This is a genomic window from Lysinibacillus sp. EB106-09-02-XG168 (genome assembly GCF_058791475.1).
In genome coordinates this window covers 4,606,642-4,626,782 of the sequence record NZ_JBYTDN010000003.1, presented here as the reverse complement: position 1 = coordinate 4,626,782, position 20,141 = coordinate 4,606,642, and the positions used below count along the sequence as shown (strand labels likewise).

14 protein-coding genes, 6 tRNA genes and 3 rRNA genes are annotated in these 20,141 nt (G+C 41.5%); 19 read left to right on the top strand and 4 right to left on the bottom strand.

Annotated elements, in window-relative coordinates; translation table 11 throughout:
* The first annotated feature begins 49 nt into the window (after positions 1-49).
* Both AC3WSO_RS23405 and AC3WSO_RS23400 read left to right on the top strand, forming a co-directional pair.
* A complete protein-coding gene (locus AC3WSO_RS23405; protein ID WP_492534055.1) occupies positions 50-763 on the top strand; it encodes an N-acetylmuramoyl-L-alanine amidase in 714 nt (237 codons plus the stop codon).
* A gap of 71 nt (positions 764-834) precedes the next feature.
* Positions 835-1,890 (top strand): P-loop NTPase, encoded by a 1,056-nt coding sequence (locus tag AC3WSO_RS23400; protein WP_492534053.1) that lies wholly within the window; start codon positions 835-837, stop codon positions 1,888-1,890.
* Between the two features lie 53 nt (positions 1,891-1,943).
* On the opposite strand, the gene gerD is transcribed toward AC3WSO_RS23400, so the two are convergent.
* A complete protein-coding gene (gene gerD, locus AC3WSO_RS23395) occupies positions 1,944-2,546 on the bottom strand; it encodes a spore germination lipoprotein GerD (protein WP_492534051.1) in 603 nt (200 codons plus the stop codon).
* 153 nt (positions 2,547-2,699) lie between these two features.
* On the opposite strand from gerD, the gene AC3WSO_RS23390 reads away from it, so the two are divergent.
* Positions 2,700-3,374: a KinB-signaling pathway activation protein gene (locus AC3WSO_RS23390; protein WP_492534049.1), complete on the top strand. Its 675-nt coding sequence runs from the start codon at positions 2,700-2,702 to the stop codon at positions 3,372-3,374.
* Between the two features lie 161 nt (positions 3,375-3,535).
* On the opposite strand, the gene AC3WSO_RS23385 is transcribed toward AC3WSO_RS23390, so the two are convergent.
* Positions 3,536-4,195: a hypothetical protein gene (locus tag AC3WSO_RS23385; RefSeq protein WP_492534048.1), complete on the bottom strand. Its 660-nt coding sequence runs from the start codon at positions 4,193-4,195 to the stop codon at positions 3,536-3,538.
* Positions 4,196-4,551: 356 nt separating this feature from the next.
* Between AC3WSO_RS23385 and AC3WSO_RS23380 the strand changes: the two genes are divergently transcribed.
* The 3 genes from AC3WSO_RS23380 (at position 4,552) to rrf (ending at position 9,514) form a co-directional block, all read left to right on the top strand.
* A 16S ribosomal RNA gene (locus AC3WSO_RS23380) occupies positions 4,552-6,103 on the top strand.
* 181 nt (positions 6,104-6,284) lie between these two features.
* Positions 6,285-9,212, top strand: a 23S ribosomal RNA gene (locus tag AC3WSO_RS23375).
* 186 nt (positions 9,213-9,398) lie between these two features.
* A 5S ribosomal RNA gene (rrf, locus tag AC3WSO_RS23370) occupies positions 9,399-9,514 on the top strand.
* Together the 16S, 23S and 5S rRNA genes form the textbook arrangement of a ribosomal RNA operon.
* A 126-nt stretch (positions 9,515-9,640) precedes the next feature.
* Here the strand turns inward: rrf and mbcS are convergent.
* Positions 9,641-11,218, bottom strand: coding sequence for an acyl-CoA synthetase MbcS (gene mbcS, locus AC3WSO_RS23365; protein ID WP_492534047.1), 1,578 nt, complete (start codon positions 11,216-11,218; stop codon positions 9,641-9,643).
* Positions 11,219-11,488: 270 nt separating this feature from the next.
* On the opposite strand from mbcS, the gene AC3WSO_RS23360 reads away from it, so the two are divergent.
* From AC3WSO_RS23360 to AC3WSO_RS23300, 13 genes are all read left to right on the top strand, one after another.
* A tRNA-Asn gene (locus AC3WSO_RS23360) sits at positions 11,489-11,565 on the top strand.
* A 117-nt stretch (positions 11,566-11,682) separates the two neighbouring features.
* Positions 11,683-11,757: transfer RNA gene (locus AC3WSO_RS23355), tRNA-Glu, on the top strand.
* A gap of 73 nt (positions 11,758-11,830) precedes the next feature.
* Positions 11,831-11,906 (top strand) — tRNA-Val (locus AC3WSO_RS23350).
* A 14-nt stretch (positions 11,907-11,920) separates the two neighbouring features.
* A tRNA-Tyr gene (locus AC3WSO_RS23345) sits at positions 11,921-12,004 on the top strand.
* 17 nt (positions 12,005-12,021) lie between these two features.
* Positions 12,022-12,096, top strand: a tRNA-Gln gene (locus AC3WSO_RS23340).
* A 13-nt stretch (positions 12,097-12,109) separates the two neighbouring features.
* Positions 12,110-12,182, top strand: a tRNA-Lys gene (locus AC3WSO_RS23335).
* Between the two features lie 219 nt (positions 12,183-12,401).
* Positions 12,402-13,307, top strand: a complete 906-nt coding sequence (gene rocF / locus AC3WSO_RS23330) for an arginase (protein ID WP_492534046.1) — start codon at positions 12,402-12,404, stop codon at positions 13,305-13,307.
* A gap of 133 nt (positions 13,308-13,440) precedes the next feature.
* Complete coding sequence (gene sigW, locus AC3WSO_RS23325) at positions 13,441-14,004, top strand: RNA polymerase sigma factor SigW (RefSeq protein WP_197143159.1); 564 nt, start codon at positions 13,441-13,443, stop codon at positions 14,002-14,004.
* A 13-nt stretch (positions 14,005-14,017) separates the two neighbouring features.
* Complete coding sequence (locus tag AC3WSO_RS23320; RefSeq protein ID WP_349659505.1) at positions 14,018-14,644, top strand: zf-HC2 domain-containing protein; 627 nt, start codon at positions 14,018-14,020, stop codon at positions 14,642-14,644.
* Positions 14,645-14,793: 149 nt separating this feature from the next.
* Positions 14,794-15,630 (top strand): diadenylate cyclase CdaA, encoded by an 837-nt coding sequence (gene cdaA, locus AC3WSO_RS23315; RefSeq protein WP_170938987.1) that lies wholly within the window; start codon positions 14,794-14,796, stop codon positions 15,628-15,630.
* Positions 15,623-16,723, top strand: coding sequence for a CdaR family protein (locus AC3WSO_RS23310; RefSeq protein WP_492534045.1), 1,101 nt, complete (start codon positions 15,623-15,625; stop codon positions 16,721-16,723). The genes cdaA and AC3WSO_RS23310 overlap by 8 nt, the downstream gene beginning before the upstream one ends.
* Positions 16,724-17,021: 298 nt before the next feature.
* Complete coding sequence (gene glmM / locus AC3WSO_RS23305) at positions 17,022-18,374, top strand: phosphoglucosamine mutase (RefSeq protein ID WP_492534043.1); 1,353 nt, start codon at positions 17,022-17,024, stop codon at positions 18,372-18,374.
* Between the two features lie 347 nt (positions 18,375-18,721).
* The gene (locus tag AC3WSO_RS23300; protein ID WP_492534041.1) at positions 18,722-19,243 is read left to right on the top strand and encodes a type 1 glutamine amidotransferase domain-containing protein; all 522 of its coding nucleotides are present in this window, start codon (positions 18,722-18,724) and stop codon (positions 19,241-19,243) included.
* Positions 19,244-19,345: 102 nt separating this feature from the next.
* Here AC3WSO_RS23300 and AC3WSO_RS23295 read toward each other — a convergent pair whose 3' ends face one another.
* Positions 19,346-19,510, bottom strand: coding sequence for a hypothetical protein (locus tag AC3WSO_RS23295; RefSeq protein ID WP_492534040.1), 165 nt, complete (start codon positions 19,508-19,510; stop codon positions 19,346-19,348).
* Positions 19,511-20,141: the final 631 nt, after the last annotated feature.

Here is a 20,141-nt window from a genome sequence, read left to right as displayed (position 1 = left end):
GTTCAATCACTAACTTCGTACACTAAATATAAAAGGGTGGTGGATATGGGTGAAGCGCTGGCTTGCACTAGGAGTAATTATGCTAATGAGTATAGTGGTCGTGGCATATGAAACGAATGCTTCGAACCGTAACCTCTTCTTACCGGACCCACTTGGTGGCATAAAAATTGTCATTGATGCGGGACACGGAGGACAAGATGGAGGTGCTTCGAAGGGTGAAGTAATTGAAAAGGAGATTACACTTGCAATTGCTCAGCATGTTGAGAAGCAATTAAAGAAAAAAGGCGCAACAGTCGTAATGACACGAACAAAAGATGGAGACGTAATCGATGAGCATGCGTCCTCAGAAAAGTTTGGAACTTTGAGAGAACGAAAAAAGCAGGACATTTTTTTAAGAAAAGATATAGTAAAAAAAGAAAAACCGGATATTTTTATTACAATTCATGCAAATGCCATTCCTGAAACAAAATGGCGTGGAGCACAAGTGTTTTATCATCAAGAAGGACATGCTGAAAGTGAATTTTTAGCAAAGAGTATTCAAGATTCCATTCGCACTAATTTGAAAAATACTGATCGAGAAGCAATGTCAATAAAACAAATATATTTACTGAAAAAAGCTGAGGTACCTGCTGCGCTAGTAGAAACAGGATTTATAAGTAATGATGAGGAACGTGCACTATTAATAGATAAGAAATACCAAGAAAAAATGGGAGATGCCATTGTTGAAGGGATAGAAGATTATTTATTAGCAAAAATTGAATAGAGCAACAACACAACGGAAATCAAATCATTATGATATACTAACATTGAGATAATATAAGGGGAGTGTTCGTCGTGATAAATGAACAACAAGTACGAGAAATACTAGGACAACTACAAGATCCATTTTTACATAAATCATTCGCTGAAACAGACGGTATTACAAACGTAACAATAAAAGAAGAGAAAAATCATGTGAGTGTAAAAATTGCGATTGCTAAGACAAATACACCTGAACAATTACAGCTACAAATGAAAATTGTTGAAGTTTTAAAAGAAGCGGGTGCAAATACAGTTGGAATTCGTTTCGAAGAGCTGTCAGCAGAAAAACTACAGAGCTTCCGTGGTGTAGCAACTGAAGCTGAAGCACAAGATATTTTATCTCCGCTTAGCACAGTACAAGTTATTTCAATTGCATCTGGTAAAGGCGGAGTAGGGAAATCTACAGTATCAGTTAACTTAGCTGTTGCATTAGCTCGTCTAGGTAAGAAGGTTGGTTTAATTGATGCTGATATTTATGGGTTCAGTGTACCTGATATGATGGGCGTGACAGATATGCCTAAAGTAGTAGACAATCGAATTTTCCCTGTTGATCGTTTAGGTGTGAAAATGATTTCAATGGGCTTCTTTGTTGAAAATAACGCACCGATTGTATGGCGCGGACCAATGTTAGGGAAAGTGTTAGATCAGTTCTTCCGTGATGTAGAATGGGGCGAGCTAGACTATCTACTATTGGATTTACCACCAGGTACAGGTGACGTTGCATTAGATATTCACCAAATGCTTCCTTCATCAAAAGAAATTGTCGTAACAACACCACATCCGACGGCAGCGTTTGTTGCAGCTCGTGCAGGTGCAATGGCTTTACAAACAGACCATGAAATTTTAGGTGTTATTGAAAACATGGCATGGTATGAATCGAAATCAGGTGACCGTGAATTCGTATTCGGTCAAGGTGGAGGACCAAAGTTAGCAGAAGAGCTACGTACAGAGCTACTTGGTCAAATTCCTCTTGGTCAGCCTGATTGGTCAGAAGAAGATTTTGCACCTTCTGTTTATTCTGAAAAACACACAACAGGACAAATCTATTTAGACATCGCGACGAACATCATTAATAAATTAAATAAATAATGAAAACGGATTTCCTCAAACAATGGAGGAAATCCGTTTTTGCATAGAAGTGGTTACTGAGGGCCTTTTTGTTCACTACCTTCTCCACCGCCACCAGCTTCTTTTTTACCGCCAGCGCCAGCCTTACCTGTCTCGCCACCGCTTTTCTTAATAAGCTCCTGCCATTTTGCTTGCATAAGTGGACTTTCAATCGTTTCCTTGACGACAGTTTCCACTTCTTTTCTCATATTGGAGGATTTTAGAATGGTCTCTAACTGCTTTTGCATATCTGGCTGGCCAAAGAAAGCCTCCATATCTTTTTGGAAAGTGGGGTCTTTTATTAATTCCTTCATAATATCCTGTTGTTGCTTCTGCATACTTTTAGCTACGGTTTCTTTAAATTTTGGATCTTCGAAAGTTTTCTTCCAAAAGTCTTCTGCTTCTTTGGAAAGTAAGGTAGCCTCAGTAGCTTTCTTCACTTCATCATGTTCCAAAACCAATAATTCACGGAAACTTGGGTCCTCTAAAAGCTTTCGCAGCGCCTTTTTACCATCCTCGGTTTGTAAAGAGTCAATCATTATTTTTTTTATTTCTTCATAGGACATGGTAGAGGCTTTCTCTTGTGAACAGGCAGAAAGAAACAGCATTAGAATTAGTAGTAAGAAGAATTTTCGCATGAATAATCAGTCCTTTCTTATAGATAGACTCTTTCAATTATTGTTCACATTTATGATGACTTTATGTATTGGTTAAGATGAGAAATAGCTTTTTTAACAATGCATTGTTAAAATAAGTACAGATATACATAAGAAATTGGGGGACTTTTAGTTGTGACGATACGAAATTGGGCTAAGTTTTTCTTCTTTGCAATGCTCGTTGGTGGCGCAGTCAACGGAATTTGCAGTTTGTTTATTCGATGGGACTTCTTCCAAACATATATTGCAAACGGTCATTGGGGAGAATTTTTGGCCGGGCTTTTATGGATGGTTTTCTTAGGATTTACAATGAGTGTTATTGCACAGGCAGGCTTTTTTGCTTATTTAACGCTTCATCAAGTAGGGGTTAATATTTTTAGAACACTTACATTATGGAATTGGGTACAGCTAGTATTAATTGCTATTACTATTTTTGATATTATATTCTTCCGCTTTATACCTGGTGTGAAAGATGGACAAAGCTGGGTGTTCTATATTGGCTTGTTAATTTTATTAATATTCGGTGCTATAGCAACAGCTATTCAAAAAGTAAAATTAACTGGAAAAAAACACGTTTTCATTTCGGCACTATTCTTTATGATCGTTGTTACAACACTAGAATGGACAATTGCATTAATGGGTCGAGATGAAAATATTAACGAATATGTTGCACTATTACTATTCCCACTACTCGCTGTAAATGCTTATCAACTATTAGTATTACCAAAATATAATGCAAAATCCGAAGAAGATCGTCAAAAATTAGAAGCACGCCGTAAAGCACGTCGTGAACAAGCTAAAAACGCATAATCATAAAAAAGAAGTTGTCTCTATAATTCGTGGAGGCAACTTCTTTTTTTATCCTGTATGAACAAATAGTAATTTTCGAAAGTAAAGGTATATGAGAAATCAACTGTCCGTTGGGGAAGACTAGTGGGGATGAAGAAAACCCCACTGATTAAAGTATCATTTTAGGGTGATTTTTTAGTTTGAACTTTATAGCCGAATATATTTTCCTCAATCGACATAAATTTATTTTGCTGTAGGAATGTATTGAGTTCTTTAATCGAGACTTTATTATTTTGGTGTAAAGATAGAAAAACAAAATCTCCCTTTTGTAATTTAGGTGTCTTTTCACCTGTCCAGATTAGGGAGGGAGAAAGTATATTCATTTGTTGTTGAAATAAGTTATTTTGTAAATCCTGCGAATACTGGTGATTTCGTGTTGCAAACCAAAGTGGGGTCTCTTGTAAATGCTTTTCGTAAATATTAATATCTTTTTGAACGGCGGCAAGATCAACTGGCTTATCCAAAGAATCCTCAGGTCCTAATAATCCTGTAGGTAGCTTGCGTTCTTGAATGACTTTTATGTGCTCAGGTGAACGTTTAATCCACTCAGCATCTAACAAAAGAAGCGGATAAGGTTCATTTACAGTTTTAAGCCAGTCCAGCAGGGCTTCATCAGAGAAAGAAATTTCGACAACAAGTGATGTGCCATAATGTCCTTTTGTTACAACTGCTGGAGCATCGGCGATGTTGAATACAGAAATCATAGTGGAATTTATCGGTCTTATAAAGACAAATAATATTACGATGAAAATCAGTGAAATCAACGTTTTACGAATCATCATAACAACCTCGTTTCTAAATTTTTAACTTCTTTCAGTAAATGTTTTCGTAGCGAAAGCAAAGCGTCAGCTACTGAGTTAATGCCTCTGAACGCGATTATGCCGAGGCATAAATGATACGGAAAAATAAAGTCTTAAAAAAACTTATGAAATAGTATTGACTTTCATGAATAATCGATGTTATTATGTATAAGTCGCCAAGAGGTGACACAGTAAATTAAAAAATGAACCTTGAAAACTGAACAAGCAAAACGTAATCAATAAAGTTTTTAGTAGCTAACCTTGAGTTGGTGAACGAAACAAAATTTTGGACATCAAACATGATGCCAGCAAAACAATTTGAGCTAATCAAATTTCTTTTTATGGAGAGTTTGATCCTGGCTCAGGACGAACGCTGGCGGCGTGCCTAATACATGCAAGTCGAGCGAACAGAGAAGGAGCTTGCTCCTTTGACGTTAGCGGCGGACGGGTGAGTAACACGTGGGCAACCTACCTTATAGTTTGGGATAACTCCGGGAAACCGGGGCTAATACCGAATAATCTATTTCACTTCATGGTGAAATACTGAAAGACGGTTTCGGCTGTCACTATAAGATGGGCCCGCGGCGCATTAGCTAGTTGGTGAGGTAACGGCTCACCAAGGCGACGATGCGTAGCCGACCTGAGAGGGTGATCGGCCACACTGGGACTGAGACACGGCCCAGACTCCTACGGGAGGCAGCAGTAGGGAATCTTCCACAATGGGCGAAAGCCTGATGGAGCAACGCCGCGTGAGTGAAGAAGGTTTTCGGATCGTAAAACTCTGTTGTAAGGGAAGAACAAGTACAGTAGTAACTGGCTGTACCTTGACGGTACCTTATTAGAAAGCCACGGCTAACTACGTGCCAGCAGCCGCGGTAATACGTAGGTGGCAAGCGTTGTCCGGAATTATTGGGCGTAAAGCGCGCGCAGGCGGTCCTTTAAGTCTGATGTGAAAGCCCACGGCTCAACCGTGGAGGGTCATTGGAAACTGGGGGACTTGAGTGCAGAAGAGGAAAGTGGAATTCCAAGTGTAGCGGTGAAATGCGTAGAGATTTGGAGGAACACCAGTGGCGAAGGCGACTTTCTGGTCTGTAACTGACGCTGAGGCGCGAAAGCGTGGGGAGCAAACAGGATTAGATACCCTGGTAGTCCACGCCGTAAACGATGAGTGCTAAGTGTTAGGGGGTTTCCGCCCCTTAGTGCTGCAGCTAACGCATTAAGCACTCCGCCTGGGGAGTACGGTCGCAAGACTGAAACTCAAAGGAATTGACGGGGGCCCGCACAAGCGGTGGAGCATGTGGTTTAATTCGAAGCAACGCGAAGAACCTTACCAGGTCTTGACATCCCGTTGACCACTGTAGAGATATGGTTTTCCCTTCGGGGACAACGGTGACAGGTGGTGCATGGTTGTCGTCAGCTCGTGTCGTGAGATGTTGGGTTAAGTCCCGCAACGAGCGCAACCCTTGATCTTAGTTGCCATCATTTAGTTGGGCACTCTAAGGTGACTGCCGGTGACAAACCGGAGGAAGGTGGGGATGACGTCAAATCATCATGCCCCTTATGACCTGGGCTACACACGTGCTACAATGGACGATACAAACGGTTGCCAACTCGTGAGAGGGAGCTAATCCGATAAAGTCGTTCTCAGTTCGGATTGTAGGCTGCAACTCGCCTACATGAAGCCGGAATCGCTAGTAATCGCGGATCAGCATGCCGCGGTGAATACGTTCCCGGGCCTTGTACACACCGCCCGTCACACCACGAGAGTTTGTAACACCCGAAGTCGGTGGGGTAACCTTTTGGAGCCAGCCGCCGAAGGTGGGATAGATGATTGGGGTGAAGTCGTAACAAGGTAGCCGTATCGGAAGGTGCGGCTGGATCACCTCCTTTCTAAGGATATTTTCGGAATACAAACCTAGGGTTTGTAAGATTACGTTTTGCGTTCAGTTTTGAAGGTTCATTCTTCTGAATGAAATACTTCAAAACTTGTTCTTTGAAAACTGGATAAAACGACATTGAAATTGTAACAAACACATTTATTTTTTAAGTTTTTTTATAGGCTTAATAACTTGGTTAAGTTATTAAGGGCGCACGGCGAATGCCTTGGCACTAGGAGCCGATGAAGGACGGCACTAACACCGATATGCTTCGGGGAGCTGTAAGTGAGCTTTGATCCGGAGATTTCCGAATGGGGGAACCCACTACGTTTAATCGCGTAGTATCTTGACGTGAATACATAGCGTCTTGAAGGCAGACCCAGGGAACTGAAACATCTAAGTACCTGGAGGAAGAGAAAGAAAAATCGATTCCCTGAGTAGCGGCGAGCGAAACGGGAAGAGCCCAAACCAAGAGGCTTGCCTCTTGGGGTTGTAGGACACTCTATACGGAGTTACAAAAGAGCGAGTTAGATGAAGCGACTTGGAAAGGTCCGCCAGAGCAGGTAAAAGCCCTGTAGTCGAAAGTTCGTTCTCTCCTGAGTGGATCCTGAGTACGGCGGAACACGTGAAATTCCGTCGGAATCCGGGAGGACCATCTCCCAAGGCTAAATACTACCTAGTGACCGATAGTGAACCAGTACCGTGAGGGAAAGGTGAAAAGCACCCCGGAAGGGGAGTGAAAGAGATCCTGAAACCGTGTGCCTACAAGTAGTTAGAGCCCGTTAATGGGTGATAGCGTGCCTTTTGTAGAATGAACCGGCGAGTTACGATTACGTGCGAGGTTAAGCTTTAGAAGGCGGAGCCGCAGCGAAAGCGAGTCTGAATAGGGCGAAATAGTACGTGGTCGTAGACCCGAAACCAGGTGATCTACCCATGTCCAGGGTGAAGGTGAGGTAACACTTACTGGAGGCCCGAACCCACGCACGTTGAAAAGTGCGGGGATGAGGTGTGGGTAGCGGAGAAATTCCAATCGAACTTGGAGATAGCTGGTTCTCTCCGAAATAGCTTTAGGGCTAGCCTCGTGATGAGAATACTGGAGGTAGAGCACTGTTTGGACTAGGGGGCCATCCCGGTTTACCGAATTCAGACAAACTCCGAATGCCAGATATTTATACACGGGAGTCAGACTGCGAGTGATAAGATCCGTAGTCAAAAGGGAAACAGCCCAGACCACCAGCTAAGGTCCCAAAGTAATCGTTAAGTGGAAAAGGATGTGGCGTTGCACAGACAACCAGGATGTTGGCTTAGAAGCAGCCATCATTTAAAGAGTGCGTAATAGCTCACTGGTCGAGTGACGCTGCGCCGAAAATGTATCGGGGCTAAACGATTCACCGAAGCTGTGGATTGACATCTACGATGTCAGTGGTAGGAGAGCGTTCTAAGTGCGTTGAAGTCAGATCGGAAGGACTGGTGGAGCGCTTAGAAGTGAGAATGCCGGTATGAGTAGCGAAAGACGGGTGAGAATCCCGTCCACCGTATGACTAAGGTTTCCTGAGGAAGGCTCGTCCGCTCAGGGTTAGTCGGGACCTAAGCCGAGGCCGATAGGCGTAGGCGATGGACAACAGGTTGATATTCCTGTACCACCTCCTCACCGTTTGAGAAATGGGGGGACGCAGTAGGATAGGGTAAGCGCGCTGTTGGATATGCGCGTCCAAGCAGTAAGGCGTGTGTGTAGGCAAATCCGCACACTGTAACGTTGAGCTGTGATGGCGAGTCCGTATGGACGAAGTTCCTGATTTCACACTGCCAAGAAAAGCCTCTATCGAGGTGAGAGGTGCCCGTACCGCAAACCGACACAGGTAGTCGAGGAGAGAATCCTAAGGTGTGCGAGAGAACTCTCGTTAAGGAACTCGGCAAAATGACCCCGTAACTTCGGGAGAAGGGGTGCTCTTGAGCGTGCAAGCGCATGAGAGCCGCAGTGAATAGGCCCAGGCGACTGTTTAGCAAAAACACAGGTCTCTGCAAAACCGTAAGGTGACGTATAGGGGCTGACGCCTGCCCGGTGCTGGAAGGTTAAGAGGAGTGGTTAGCGCAAGCGAAGCTGCGAATTGAAGCCCCAGTAAACGGCGGCCGTAACTATAACGGTCCTAAGGTAGCGAAATTCCTTGTCGGGTAAGTTCCGACCCGCACGAAAGGCGTAACGATCTGGGCACTGTCTCAACGAGAGACTCGGTGAAATTATAGTACCTGTGAAGATGCAGGTTACCCGCGACAGGACGGAAAGACCCCGTGGAGCTTTACTGTAGCCTGATATTGAATTTTGGTACAACTTGTACAGGATAGGTAGGAGCCAGAGATCTCGGAGCGCCAGCTTCGAAGGAGGCGTCGGTGGGATACTACCCTGGTTGTATTGAAATTCTAACCCATGCCCCTTAGCGGGGCAGGAGACAGTGTCAGGCGGACAGTTTGACTGGGGCGGTCGCCTCCTAAAAGGTAACGGAGGCGCCCAAAGGTTCCCTCAGAATGGTTGGAAATCATTCGTAGAGTGTAAAGGCACAAGGGAGCTTGACTGCGAGACCTACAAGTCGAGCAGGGTCGAAAGACGGGCTTAGTGATCCGGTGGTTCCGCATGGAAGGGCCATCGCTCAACGGATAAAAGCTACCCCGGGGATAACAGGCTTATCTCCCCCAAGAGTCCACATCGACGGGGAGGTTTGGCACCTCGATGTCGGCTCATCGCATCCTGGGGCTGTAGTCGGTCCCAAGGGTTGGGCTGTTCGCCCATTAAAGCGGTACGCGAGCTGGGTTCAGAACGTCGTGAGACAGTTCGGTCCCTATCCGTCGTGGGCGTAGGAAATTTGAGAGGAGCTGTCCTTAGTACGAGAGGACCGGGATGGACACACCGCTGGTGTACCAGTTGTCTTGCCAAAGGCATCGCTGGGTAGCTATGTGTGGACGGGATAAGTGCTGAAAGCATCTAAGCATGAAGCCCCCCTCAAGATGAGATTTCCCATTACGCAAGTAAGTAAGATCCCTCAAAGACGATGAGGTAGATAGGTTCGAGGTGGAAGTGTGGTGACACATGGAGCTGACGAATACTAATCGATCGAGGACTTAACCAAAATGTTTGAAACATTCAATGAACCGTTTATCCAGTTTTGAAAGAACAATTTCTTTCATATAGGGTTTCAAGATACGAGTAGTTCGAGGAAGCGATGGAGAGAGGGAAGGAACGTACTCAAGTACGTGACTGACTGAACGACTGAAGCTGACGAAGAAATGCGACGTATATTGAAAGCCGAAAATAGTCTAGTGATGATGGCAAAGAGGTCACACCCGTTCCCATACCGAACACGGAAGTTAAGCTCTTTAGCGCCGATGGTAGTTGGGGGCTTCCCCCTGTGAGAGTAGGACGTCGCTAGGCGCAAAAAGTCGTTGCTGATAATATCAGTAGTGGCTTTTTTTTATATCCAGAAGAATATTAAATAATTGCAATTTATAAAGGAGACATTTCACCAATCACTTGGTTAAAATGTCTCCTTTCTTTATTTTATACAGTTGCAGCTCGTAGCTCTATACGACGAATCTTCCCAGAAGTTGTTTTTGGTAGCTCATCGATAAAGACAATGCTTCGAGGATATTTATAAGGTGCTGTTAATGCTTTAACATGCTCCTGTAGTTCTTTTGTTAACTCGGCCTCATCACAATCTCTGAAGCCTTCTCGTAAGATGACAAAGGCTTTAACAATATGTCCTCTAATTTCATCTGGTGCTGCGACTACAGCACATTCTTGTACAGCATCATGTTTATTTAAAGCATCCTCTACCTCGAATGGCCCGATTGTATAGCCTGATGAAATAATGATGTCATCTCCTCGGCCTTCAAACCAGAAGTAGCCGTCTTCATCGCATTTAGCTTGGTCACCAGTAATATACCAATCTCCACGGAAGGCAGCTTGTGTACGTTCAGGCTCACGATAGTACTCTTTAAATAGAGCAGGAGATGATTTATGTACCGCAATATCTCCAACTTCGCCAATAGGTGCCTCGTTACCCTCATGATCAATGATACGAACAATATTGCCTGGAGTAGGAACACCCATTGAACCAGGACGTAATTCAGAATTTTCGAGCGTGCCGATTAATAAAGTATTTTCCGTTTGGCCATAGCCATCGCGCACTTTAAGTCCGAAGTTGTTCATAAATGTTTCGATGACTGGTCGATTTAACGGTTCACCAGCAGAAACAGCGCTACGTAGTGAAGATAGATTATAGTTTTTTAAATTATCAAGCTTCGCCATAATGCGGTATTCTGTTGGAGTACAGCATAATACATTGACTTTCTCATCTTCAAGCAGTTGAAGGTATGTTTTGGCATCAAATCCTCCATGGTATACAAATGCAGTAGCGCCCAGCATAATAGTCGATAAAAATGGACTCCAAATCCATTTTTGCCACCCTGGAGCTGCTGTAGCCCAAACTAGATCACCTTCACGTACACCAAGCCATTGAGAAGCCGCTGTTCTAATATGCGCATATCCCCAACCGTGCGAATGAACAGCTCCTTTTGGTTTACCAGTCGTGCCTGATGTATAAGAAAGAAATGCCATATCATCTCTTTTCGTCGCAGCTGCTTTAAATGTATCTGGCTGTGTACTAGCCAATTCATTTAAAGACGTCCAATCACCTGTAGCAGAACCTATAACTAATTTATTATTTAAAGCCTCTACTGAAGAAGTAATACGATCTACTTCACTAGTAAACACTTCATAGGCAATTACTGCTTTTGCAGAAGAGTGTTCCATACGATACTCTAAATCACTTGCACGTAACATTTCTGAGCATGAAATAGGAACAATTCCAGCCTTTAGACATCCAAGAAAGACAAAATAAGCTTCAGGTAGACGTGGAATAATAACTAATACGCGATCGCCTTTTTGAAGCCCCTTCTTCGTTAAGACATTCGCGTATTGATTCATTTTTTGAACAAGTTCAACATAGGAAACCGTTTCTCGCTCCTGTTGAGTATTTAGCCATCGTATTGCTTGACGATCACTATCTTGAGAAAATTTCTCTAATTCCTCTGTAATATTATAGAATTCTGGTGCAATTAAATCGTTTGTTGCCATGTGAACATTCCTCCCCCAAACTAATTTAATAGAAAATTCTTAAAACTATTTTTATTTTATCAATTACAATAATATACAGCAAGAATATTCTGCACATAAAATAGAAATATTAGATTTAATAGAGAACTATTATGTTATTATTTAATGGTACAGGAATGATTCGACAAAAAATATAAAAATTTTCACAATAAGTATTGCATAATTTATAATGCTTGATATAATAATAAATGTACTTAAGAGGTTTTAAAAAACCGAATTGAATAGTATTGTTCCGAAGTAGCTCAGTTGGTAGTAGCACCTGACTGTTAATCAGGTTGTCGCAGGTTCGAGTCCTGCCTTCGGAGCCATTTTTTTGCCCATTTATAATGATGATGTTATACATATAAAAAAAGTACAAAAAAAGTATTGCATCGAACGCGAAAAAATGTTATTATAATTCTTGTCTTGTTCAAGACATCTGAAATGGCCCCTTGGTCAAGTGGTTAAGACACCGCCCTTTCACGGCGGTAACACGGGTTCGAATCCCGTAGGGGTCACCATTTTTAAAGCTTTGTAGTAATGCGAAGGCTTAAAAAGAAAATTAACTGTGAAGAAATAAACACCTGATTCTATGGAGGATTAGCTCAGCTGGGAGAGCATCTGCCTTACAAGCAGAGGGTCGGCGGTTCGAGCCCGTCATCCTCCACCATAATGTGTTATTTCGGAGGGGTAGCGAAGTGGCTAAACGCGGCGGACTGTAAATCCGCTCCTTAGGGTTCGGCGGTTCGAATCCGTCCCCCTCCACCAGTTTTTTTATATATGATTGGGGTATAGCCAAGCGGTAAGGCAACGGATTTTGATTCCGTCATGCCTAGGTTCGAATCCTAGTACCCCAGCCATTTATATTCTTTTGAGCCATTAGCTCAGTTGGTAGAGCATCTGACTTTTAATCAGAGGGTCGAAGGTTCGAGTCCTTCATGGCTCACTTTTATAGAATAAAACATATTCAAAAGTGTAACATTGACTACAGATACTAATCTCTTGCTGAAAACAGCAGGAGATTTTTTTATGCTCTTTTTAACTCCTTACTAATTCCAGGCGGCGAACTATAATTAATTGTATAAATATTCATACAATTGTTAGGTTGAGCCATGTAGGATATAGGCTATACAATAGACTTACAAGTTAAAGGGGGTATAAAAAAATGAATAAACTAAATATTTCTGTTATTGGAGTGCCGACAGATTATGGGCAAACTCGTAGAGGGGTAGATATGGGTCCGAGTGCCATCCGTTACGCAGGTGTTGTAGAACGCTTAGAGGCAGTAGGGCATGAAGTACATGACCAAGGGGATATACGTGTTAGTCAAAAACAAGAAGGTACAATTGTTGATAAACAGCTACTAAATTTAGAGGAAGTAATCGATGTGAGTACATCTTTAGCTAATAGTGTGAGTAAGGCATTGGAACAAAAGGAGTTTCCACTTGTACTTGGTGGTGACCATAGCATTGCTATAGGTACACTCGCCGGGCTTGGTGAGCATTATAAAAATTTAGGTGTTATTTGGTTTGATGCGCATGCGGATCTTAACACGCCTGAAACGACACCATCTGGTAATATACATGGCATGCCGTTAGCTGTTAGCATTGGGCTTGGTCATGAACGCTTAGTGAAAATTCGCAATAATGTGCCAAAAATTAAACCTGAAAACGTCATTATTATTGGAGCACGTTCCGTAGATCCAGGAGAACGTGAATTAATTAGTCAGCAAGGAATCAAGGTGTATACAATGCATGAGGTAGATCGGCTTGGAATGACGCGTGTCATGGAAGATGCGCTTGCCTATTTAAGAGCGCGTGATGTAGATGGCTTGCATTTATCGCTTGATTTAGATGGGTTAGATCCACTCTATACTCCTGGGGTTGGGACGCCTGTACCTGGTGGGATTACGTATCGAGAAAGCCATTTGGCGATGGAAATGCTTCAGGAATCAGGTATGTTAACATCTGCTGAATTTGTTGAGGTTAATCCGATATTAGATGAAAAGAACAGAACAGCAGATGTTGCAGTAGCATTGATGGGTTCCTTATTTGGTGAAACCTTAGTTTAAAGATATTTGACAAAAAATTTCCTATTGCCACAATGTATAAAAATCTTTTGCTATAATTAATAATAAAATGAAACTTTTCTTATCGATAGGTCGTATAGTATAAGACAGTTGTAAAGGTGGAGAAATCAACACAATGGATGCGTTAGTAAACAAGAGAATAAAACAAGTGCTTAAAGGTGATCAAAACGCATTTGCAGATATTGTGAGTCTCTATCAGCACAAACTGTACCAAGTATGCTATAGGATGTTAGGGAACAAGCAAGAATCTGAAGATATTACACAAGAAGCGTTTGTTCGTGCTTATATGAATTTGCATACTTTTGATCAAAAAAGAAAATTTTCGACGTGGCTTTATCGCATAGCGACAAACCTTTGTATAGACCGAATCCGGAAGAAAAAGCCGGATTATTATTTAGATGCGGAAGTAGCTGGTACAGAAGGGCTTGATATGTATTCGCAGATCGCAGCAGATGACCAGCTACCAGAGGAACAGATCGAGCAAATGGAACTGCAAGATCGCATTCAATATGAGATTGGACGTTTGCCGGATAAATACCGTTCAGTTATAGTATTGAAATATATTGAAGAATTATCATTACAGGAAATTAGCGAGATTTTAGATATGCCTCTTGGAACGGTGAAAACGAGGATTCACCGCGGACGTGAAGCATTACGTAAGCAATTAAACAATCTGTAGGAGGGGGAGCGTCATGAATACTTGTCCGGAGCATATTATAGACTATATCCATGATTATTTAGATGGTGACATTAGTCGTGAGCATGAGCAAGAGTTGAAACGCCATTTGCATACATGCAATGATTGTAAACAATTGATGCAGGAATTAAGTGAAACAATCGCCTTTGTGAAGAGTGCTTCCCACATTACAGCACCTCCGCATTTTGAAGAAGCCGTCATGGCTCGTTTACCGAAACCCAAAAGTCGTGTAGGCATGCAAAAATGGATTCGCCGGCATCCATTCTTTGTGGCAGCAGCAGTATTTTGTTTATTCATGAGTGCAACTTTACTAGGTAATTTCATGGATGACCAACATTTCTCTGTGACTAAACAGCCGAACCTTGTTGTTGAAGGTCAAACGGTTATTGTACCGGAGGGAGAAGTTGTAAAAGGCGACATAGTTGTTAAAAATGGTGATTTAATTGTTGAAGGTGAAGTGGATGGCAATGTTACCGTTATTAATGGACAGTATATGGCATCTTCGGCAGTTGTTTCAGGAAAAATAGAAGAAATCGACGAAGTATTTGAATGGCTTTGGTATACAATTAAAAATTCAGTAAAGTCTGCTGTAACATTCGAGGAGAACCAAGCAACTAAATAACACTCTATACGTCCTAATAGATAGTGCACGTGAGAGGCTGAAAGGTCTACTCTTTTGAGTAGACTTTTTATTTGAAAAAAGTTACATTTGTTAAGAATGTGCTATACTTAAATGTGTATGGATTCGCAATGAAAAGTGGGGGATGCCACGTGCAAATTATCGAACATTTCGCTAATTTAACACCTGTGAATATTGTTATTAACTTATTAGATGTACTGCTCGTATGGTACGTTATTTATAAAATTTTAACCCTCATTAAAGGTACGAAGGCTGTCCAATTATTAAAAGGGATATTCGTAATTATTATTGCGCGCCTTGCTACAGACTTTTTTGGGTTAGAAACGTTAGGGTGGATGTTACAACAAGTTATCGAGTTCGGTTTCTTGGCGATTATTATCATTTTCCAACCTGAAATAAGACGTGGTCTTGAACAAATTGGTAGAGGGAAGCTATTCCAACGTTCAATTAGTCAAGTTGAAGAAGAACAAACTAGGCTTATTGAGGCGATGAAGAAATCTGTTAGTTATATGGCCAAACGTCGTATAGGGGCGTTAATTTCTATTGAAAAAGAAACTGGTCTAAATGAATATATAGAAACGGGCATAGGACTAAATTCCGAAATTTCATCGGAGTTACTTATTAACATTTTTATACCTAATACACCGCTTCATGATGGAGCAGTGATTATGCAAAAAGATAAAATATCGGCAGCAGCTTGTTATTTACCGCTTTCTGAGAGTCCATTTATCTCTAAAGAGCTTGGGACACGCCACCGAGCTGCACTAGGCTTAAGTGAAGTGACAGATGCCATTACTATTGTCGTATCAGAAGAAACCGGTGCCATTAGTCTTACAATGAATGGTAATCTACATCGAAATCTTTCTCTAGAGGAATTCGAAGGGCTGTTACGTAAAATGTGGTTCGGATTAGCACAGGAGTCAAATGCAGCCTCTAAGTTAACTTGGAGGGGGAAAAAGAATGGATAAAATGATGGATAGCCCTTGGGTGTTACGAATCGTCGCACTATTTCTAGCCTTTTTGTTATTTTTCTCCGTTCGTACCGAATTATCTCCTAAAAATAAAACAATATCGAGTGAGCAAACAGAGGTAATTCGAGAAGTACCTGTAGATGTTTTTTATGATGATAAGAACCTCATTGTTACAGGTATACCTAAGACGGTGGATGTTACGATAAAAGGTCCAATGCCACTTGTAATGAAAACAAAGGCAACGAAGGATTTTTCTGTATTTGTGGATTTGAGTAAATTACTTATAGGTGAACATAATGTTAACCTACAATACGAAAACATTTCTGATAAGTTGCAAGTTACATTTGACCCCGAGACTATTAAGGTAAACATTGAGGAAAAAGTAACACAGGAGTTCCGTGTGGACCCTGAGATGAGTAATCGTTTACTTGAAGAAGGGTATATTTTAAATGGCATGACTGCTAATCCAGCTTCGGTGTATGTTACAGGTGCCAAAAGTGCAATTGAAAGCATTAGCTATGTAAAAGCTACTGTAACGGGTGAACAAGGCTTGAAAGAATCGTTCTCACAGGTAGCAGCAGTTCAAGTACTAGATCGTGATTTAAATAAGCTAGACGTTACGATTGAACCAGAAACTGTGAAGGTACAAGTAGATATTGGAGCATACAGCAGGGAGTTGCCTGTAGTGCTTAAGGAAATAGGGAAAGTGGCAAATGGCATTTCAGTTAACCAATTAACATTTAGCCCTACAATGGTGAGGGTATACGGTAGGAAATCTATCCTAGATAGTTTAACTGTCATACCAATAGAGGTGGACTTATCAAAAATTACAGAATCAAAAACTTATGAATTTGATGTGAAATTACCAGAAGGTGTGACAAAAATATCTGAATCAAGGATTAAAGTGAAAGCGGACGTTACGAAGGTAGAGCAGGAGAAAACAACAACTACGACAACAACTACTAACCCTCCTGCTCCTACACCTACTCCACCGCCTACACTTACTCCGCCACCTAATAAGGAGGAACCGGACACTCCTTCTGAGGAAAACACTCCACCAACAGAAAAAACAGAAGATGTTGATTCTTAAACAATAACTGACTATAATTTTATTTTGATTCAGTAGAGATTTCGTTCTCTATCGGTAGGGTGTCATTTTCGATTTTGAAACATAACGAAAAAAGTTGCTCGGGCTAAAATCAAAATACCTTATGCTCAATTTATCTTCGCTGATTTACAAGTCCGAATAAATGGGCATAGGGGTAAAATGAATAGTTACCAGAAAATGAACGAAAATAGACTTTTCCAAAAGTAAGCAGACGAGTGATCTAGTTGTCAGTGTAGACAAGCGTGACCACCGTCTTGCATTGAAGGAGAGAATAATCAAAATGGGTAAATATTTTGGAACAGATGGCGTCCGTGGCGTCGCGAATAGTGAATTAACACCGGAGTTTGCATTTAAGCTTGGCCGCGTAGGTGGCTACGTTTTAACGAAGGATGCAACGGACCGTCCAAAGGTTTTAATTGGTCGTGACACACGTATTTCAGGTGAAATGCTTGAAGGTGCACTTGTAGCTGGTCTTTTATCAATCGGCGTGGAGGTAATGCGTCTTGGTGTTATTTCAACACCAGGTGTGGCTTACCTTACTCGAATTATGAGCGCAAATGCAGGCGTTATGATTTCAGCTTCACATAACCCAGTTGCTGATAATGGCATTAAATTTTTCGGTCCTGATGGTTTTAAACTAACAGATGCGCAAGAGGCCGAAATCGAAGCAATATTAGATGCACAAGAAGATACATTGCCACGTCCAATCGGGGCAGATTTAGGTTCAGTAAGTGACTACTTCGAAGGTGGACAAAAATATATTCAATATTTAAAGCAAACAGTGACTGAAGAATTTGAGGGCATCCATGTAGCATTAGATTGTGCACATGGCGCTACGTCTTCACTAGCTACACACCTATTTGCAGATTTGGAAGCAGATATCTCCACAATGGGTGCCTCACCAACAGGCTTAAATATTAATGAAGGTGTCGGTTCAACACATCCAGAAGGGTTAGCTAAATTTGTCACAGAAAAAAGTGCTGACGTTGGTTTAGCATTCGATGGCGATGGTGACCGTTTAATCGCAGTAGATGAAAACGGAAAAATTGTTGATGGTGATCAAATTATGTTCATCATTGGTAAGCATTTAAATACAGTTGGTCGCTTGAAAAAGCAAACAATCGTGTCAACGGTTATGAGTAACATGGGCTTCTACAAAGCTGTTGAAGATAACGATATGCACAGTGTACAAACAGCTGTAGGTGATCGTTATGTCGTAGAAGAAATGCGCGCTAATGATTATAATTTAGGTGGTGAGCAATCTGGTCATATTGTTTTCCTAGACTATAATACAACTGGTGATGGCTTATTAACGGGCATTCAGCTTGTTAATATTATGAAATCTACAGGTAAAAAACTGTCAGAGCTTGCTTCTGAAATGAAAATTTTCCCACAGCGTTTAGTCAACGTACGTGTAACAGACAAGCATGCTGTGACGGAAAATGCAAAAGTTGCTGCAGTAATCGCTGAGGTAGAAGTAGATATGGCTGGTAACGGTCGCGTGCTAGTACGTCCTTCTGGTACTGAGCCACTTGTACGAGTAATGGTAGAAGCTGCGACAGAAGAAGACTGCGAGCGTTACGTAGAGCGTATAGCAGTTGTTGTCCGTACTGAAATGGGCTTAACGGAATAAAGAGTTTAGCTTCATTCAGTAGTTGATAAACACCCACTGAATGAAGTAAAGCCTCCAGCGGATATCACGGATTTTGAATTGTGCAGGCACAATTCAAAATTCAGACGAAATTACGGCAAGGCAAAATTTATCAATAACTCGATTTCCTTTCAAAGGAGGTCGGGTTTTTTTATTAGGCTCAGAAAAGTGACGGATAGAAAAGCAAGAGTTGTGGATAGAACCACCGAAGTGATGGATAGAACGATCTTGTGTTTCAAGTATTGAAAGAGCCTTTCGAGAAATGAATGTTTTCAAAGAGAATGGGAACAGTAGTACAGAGTCACAATGACAAGGAGTGTTATATTGCAATGGCTAAAATTGCTACGGTAATTACTAATATGTTCGAGGATGCCGAATTTACGAGTCCTAAAGGAGCATTAGAAGCGGCAGGTCATGAACTAATAACGATTGATACGACAGCGGGCATTGAGGTAGAAGGTAAGCATGGAGAGAAAGTAAAAATTGATAGATGCATCGATGAGGTAACTGCTTCTGAATTTGATGCATTGTTCATCCCAGGTGGGTTTTCTCCTGATATATTACGTGTAGATGATCGTGTTGTGGCATTTGTAAAGGAGTTTATGGACGATATGAAACCAACCTTTGCTATTTGTCATGGACCTCAATTACTCATTACAGCAAAAACATTAAATGGTCGTGACGCAACTGGCTACAAATCCATTCGAGTAGACTTAGAAAATGCAGGTGCAATATTTCATGACGAGGAAGTGTTTGTTTGCCAAAAACAATTAGTCACAAGTCGCACACCTGAGGATCTACCAGCATTTAATCGAGAAATTGTGAAATTATTAGAGAGTGAAGAAGGCTAAGTTTAAAAGGCACAAGTGAATTTGCTTGTGTCTTTTATGTTTTAACTTCTTGTAGCAGAATTCTCCCACCTCTATAGTGGGGGGAATTAATGCGAATTAAAGTTACTTTTCAGCGGGTGCCCAAATACCTGCTAAAATATAGGAACTCAGTCTAAGAACGCTACGTCCTGTGGCAACGACTGAGTGACCAACATCATGCTGACGCTTCGCTTTCGCACAGGCTGCGTTAGCACTACGCTTTCGGGCAAAAAACATCTGTTGGTCCAAAGCCTCCGGCGGATGTCACTGAATCGGAAAGGAATTCTTTGTGTTTAGGCTTGCACGAGGGTATGGAAAAAACATCATAAATTTAATAGGAATTTCAAAATAATACTTTATAGCAGATTTTTTGTCTACACTTTGTCACTAATAAGTAGGATAAATAGGTGTTTTTTATAACGAAAATTTGACGTATAGCATATGATTGAGTATGATGGAGAAGTTGAATATGAGGTCCGACCTTATCATTTAACGAGAGCGCATAAGGAGGGAAGTACGCGCAAAATCGGAAAAACAATTATAGCGCCTGAGCTGAAGAAATTGGACGAAGCTAACTTCAGCAGACGAGGTGGAGGTTTATCGAAAATTCGGCGGATGCCTCCCGATCGACATACCCGATTGTCACTTTTCATTTTGAAAGCATTTGAGTGATTGAATGTACAGGAAATGGAGAAGGTATAGTTAAAGCAATAGATAAATAGAAAATCTCACGTATCGAATGGTTACTATTCAGATGGCTGGATGAGTATTAAGTTTATGTATGTATGAGTATGCTTATTTTATATAAAATCGGCATAGCTTTTACATTCATAAAAAATTCGATAGGTTGAGGTCTAATTTGTCATTGCGTCAAATTGAC

Coding starts and splice junctions, on each gene's coding strand:
- sigW (WP_197143159.1), top strand. CDS start 13,441: ATGGATGCGTTAGTAAACAAGAGAATAAAACAAGTGCTTAAAGGTGAT.
- AC3WSO_RS23320 (WP_349659505.1), top strand. CDS start 14,018: ATGAATACTTGTCCGGAGCATATTATAGACTATATCCATGATTATTTA.
- AC3WSO_RS23385 (WP_492534048.1), bottom strand. CDS start 4,195: ATGATGATTCGTAAAACGTTGATTTCACTGATTTTCATCGTAATATTA.
- AC3WSO_RS23310 (WP_492534045.1), top strand. CDS start 15,623: ATGGATAAAATGATGGATAGCCCTTGGGTGTTACGAATCGTCGCACTA.
- rocF (WP_492534046.1), top strand. CDS start 12,402: ATGAATAAACTAAATATTTCTGTTATTGGAGTGCCGACAGATTATGGG.
- mbcS (WP_492534047.1), bottom strand. CDS start 11,218: ATGGCAACAAACGATTTAATTGCACCAGAATTCTATAATATTACAGAG.
- AC3WSO_RS23300 (WP_492534041.1), top strand. CDS start 18,722: ATGGCTAAAATTGCTACGGTAATTACTAATATGTTCGAGGATGCCGAA.
- glmM (WP_492534043.1), top strand. CDS start 17,022: ATGGGTAAATATTTTGGAACAGATGGCGTCCGTGGCGTCGCGAATAGT.
- gerD (WP_492534051.1), bottom strand. CDS start 2,546: ATGCGAAAATTCTTCTTACTACTAATTCTAATGCTGTTTCTTTCTGCC.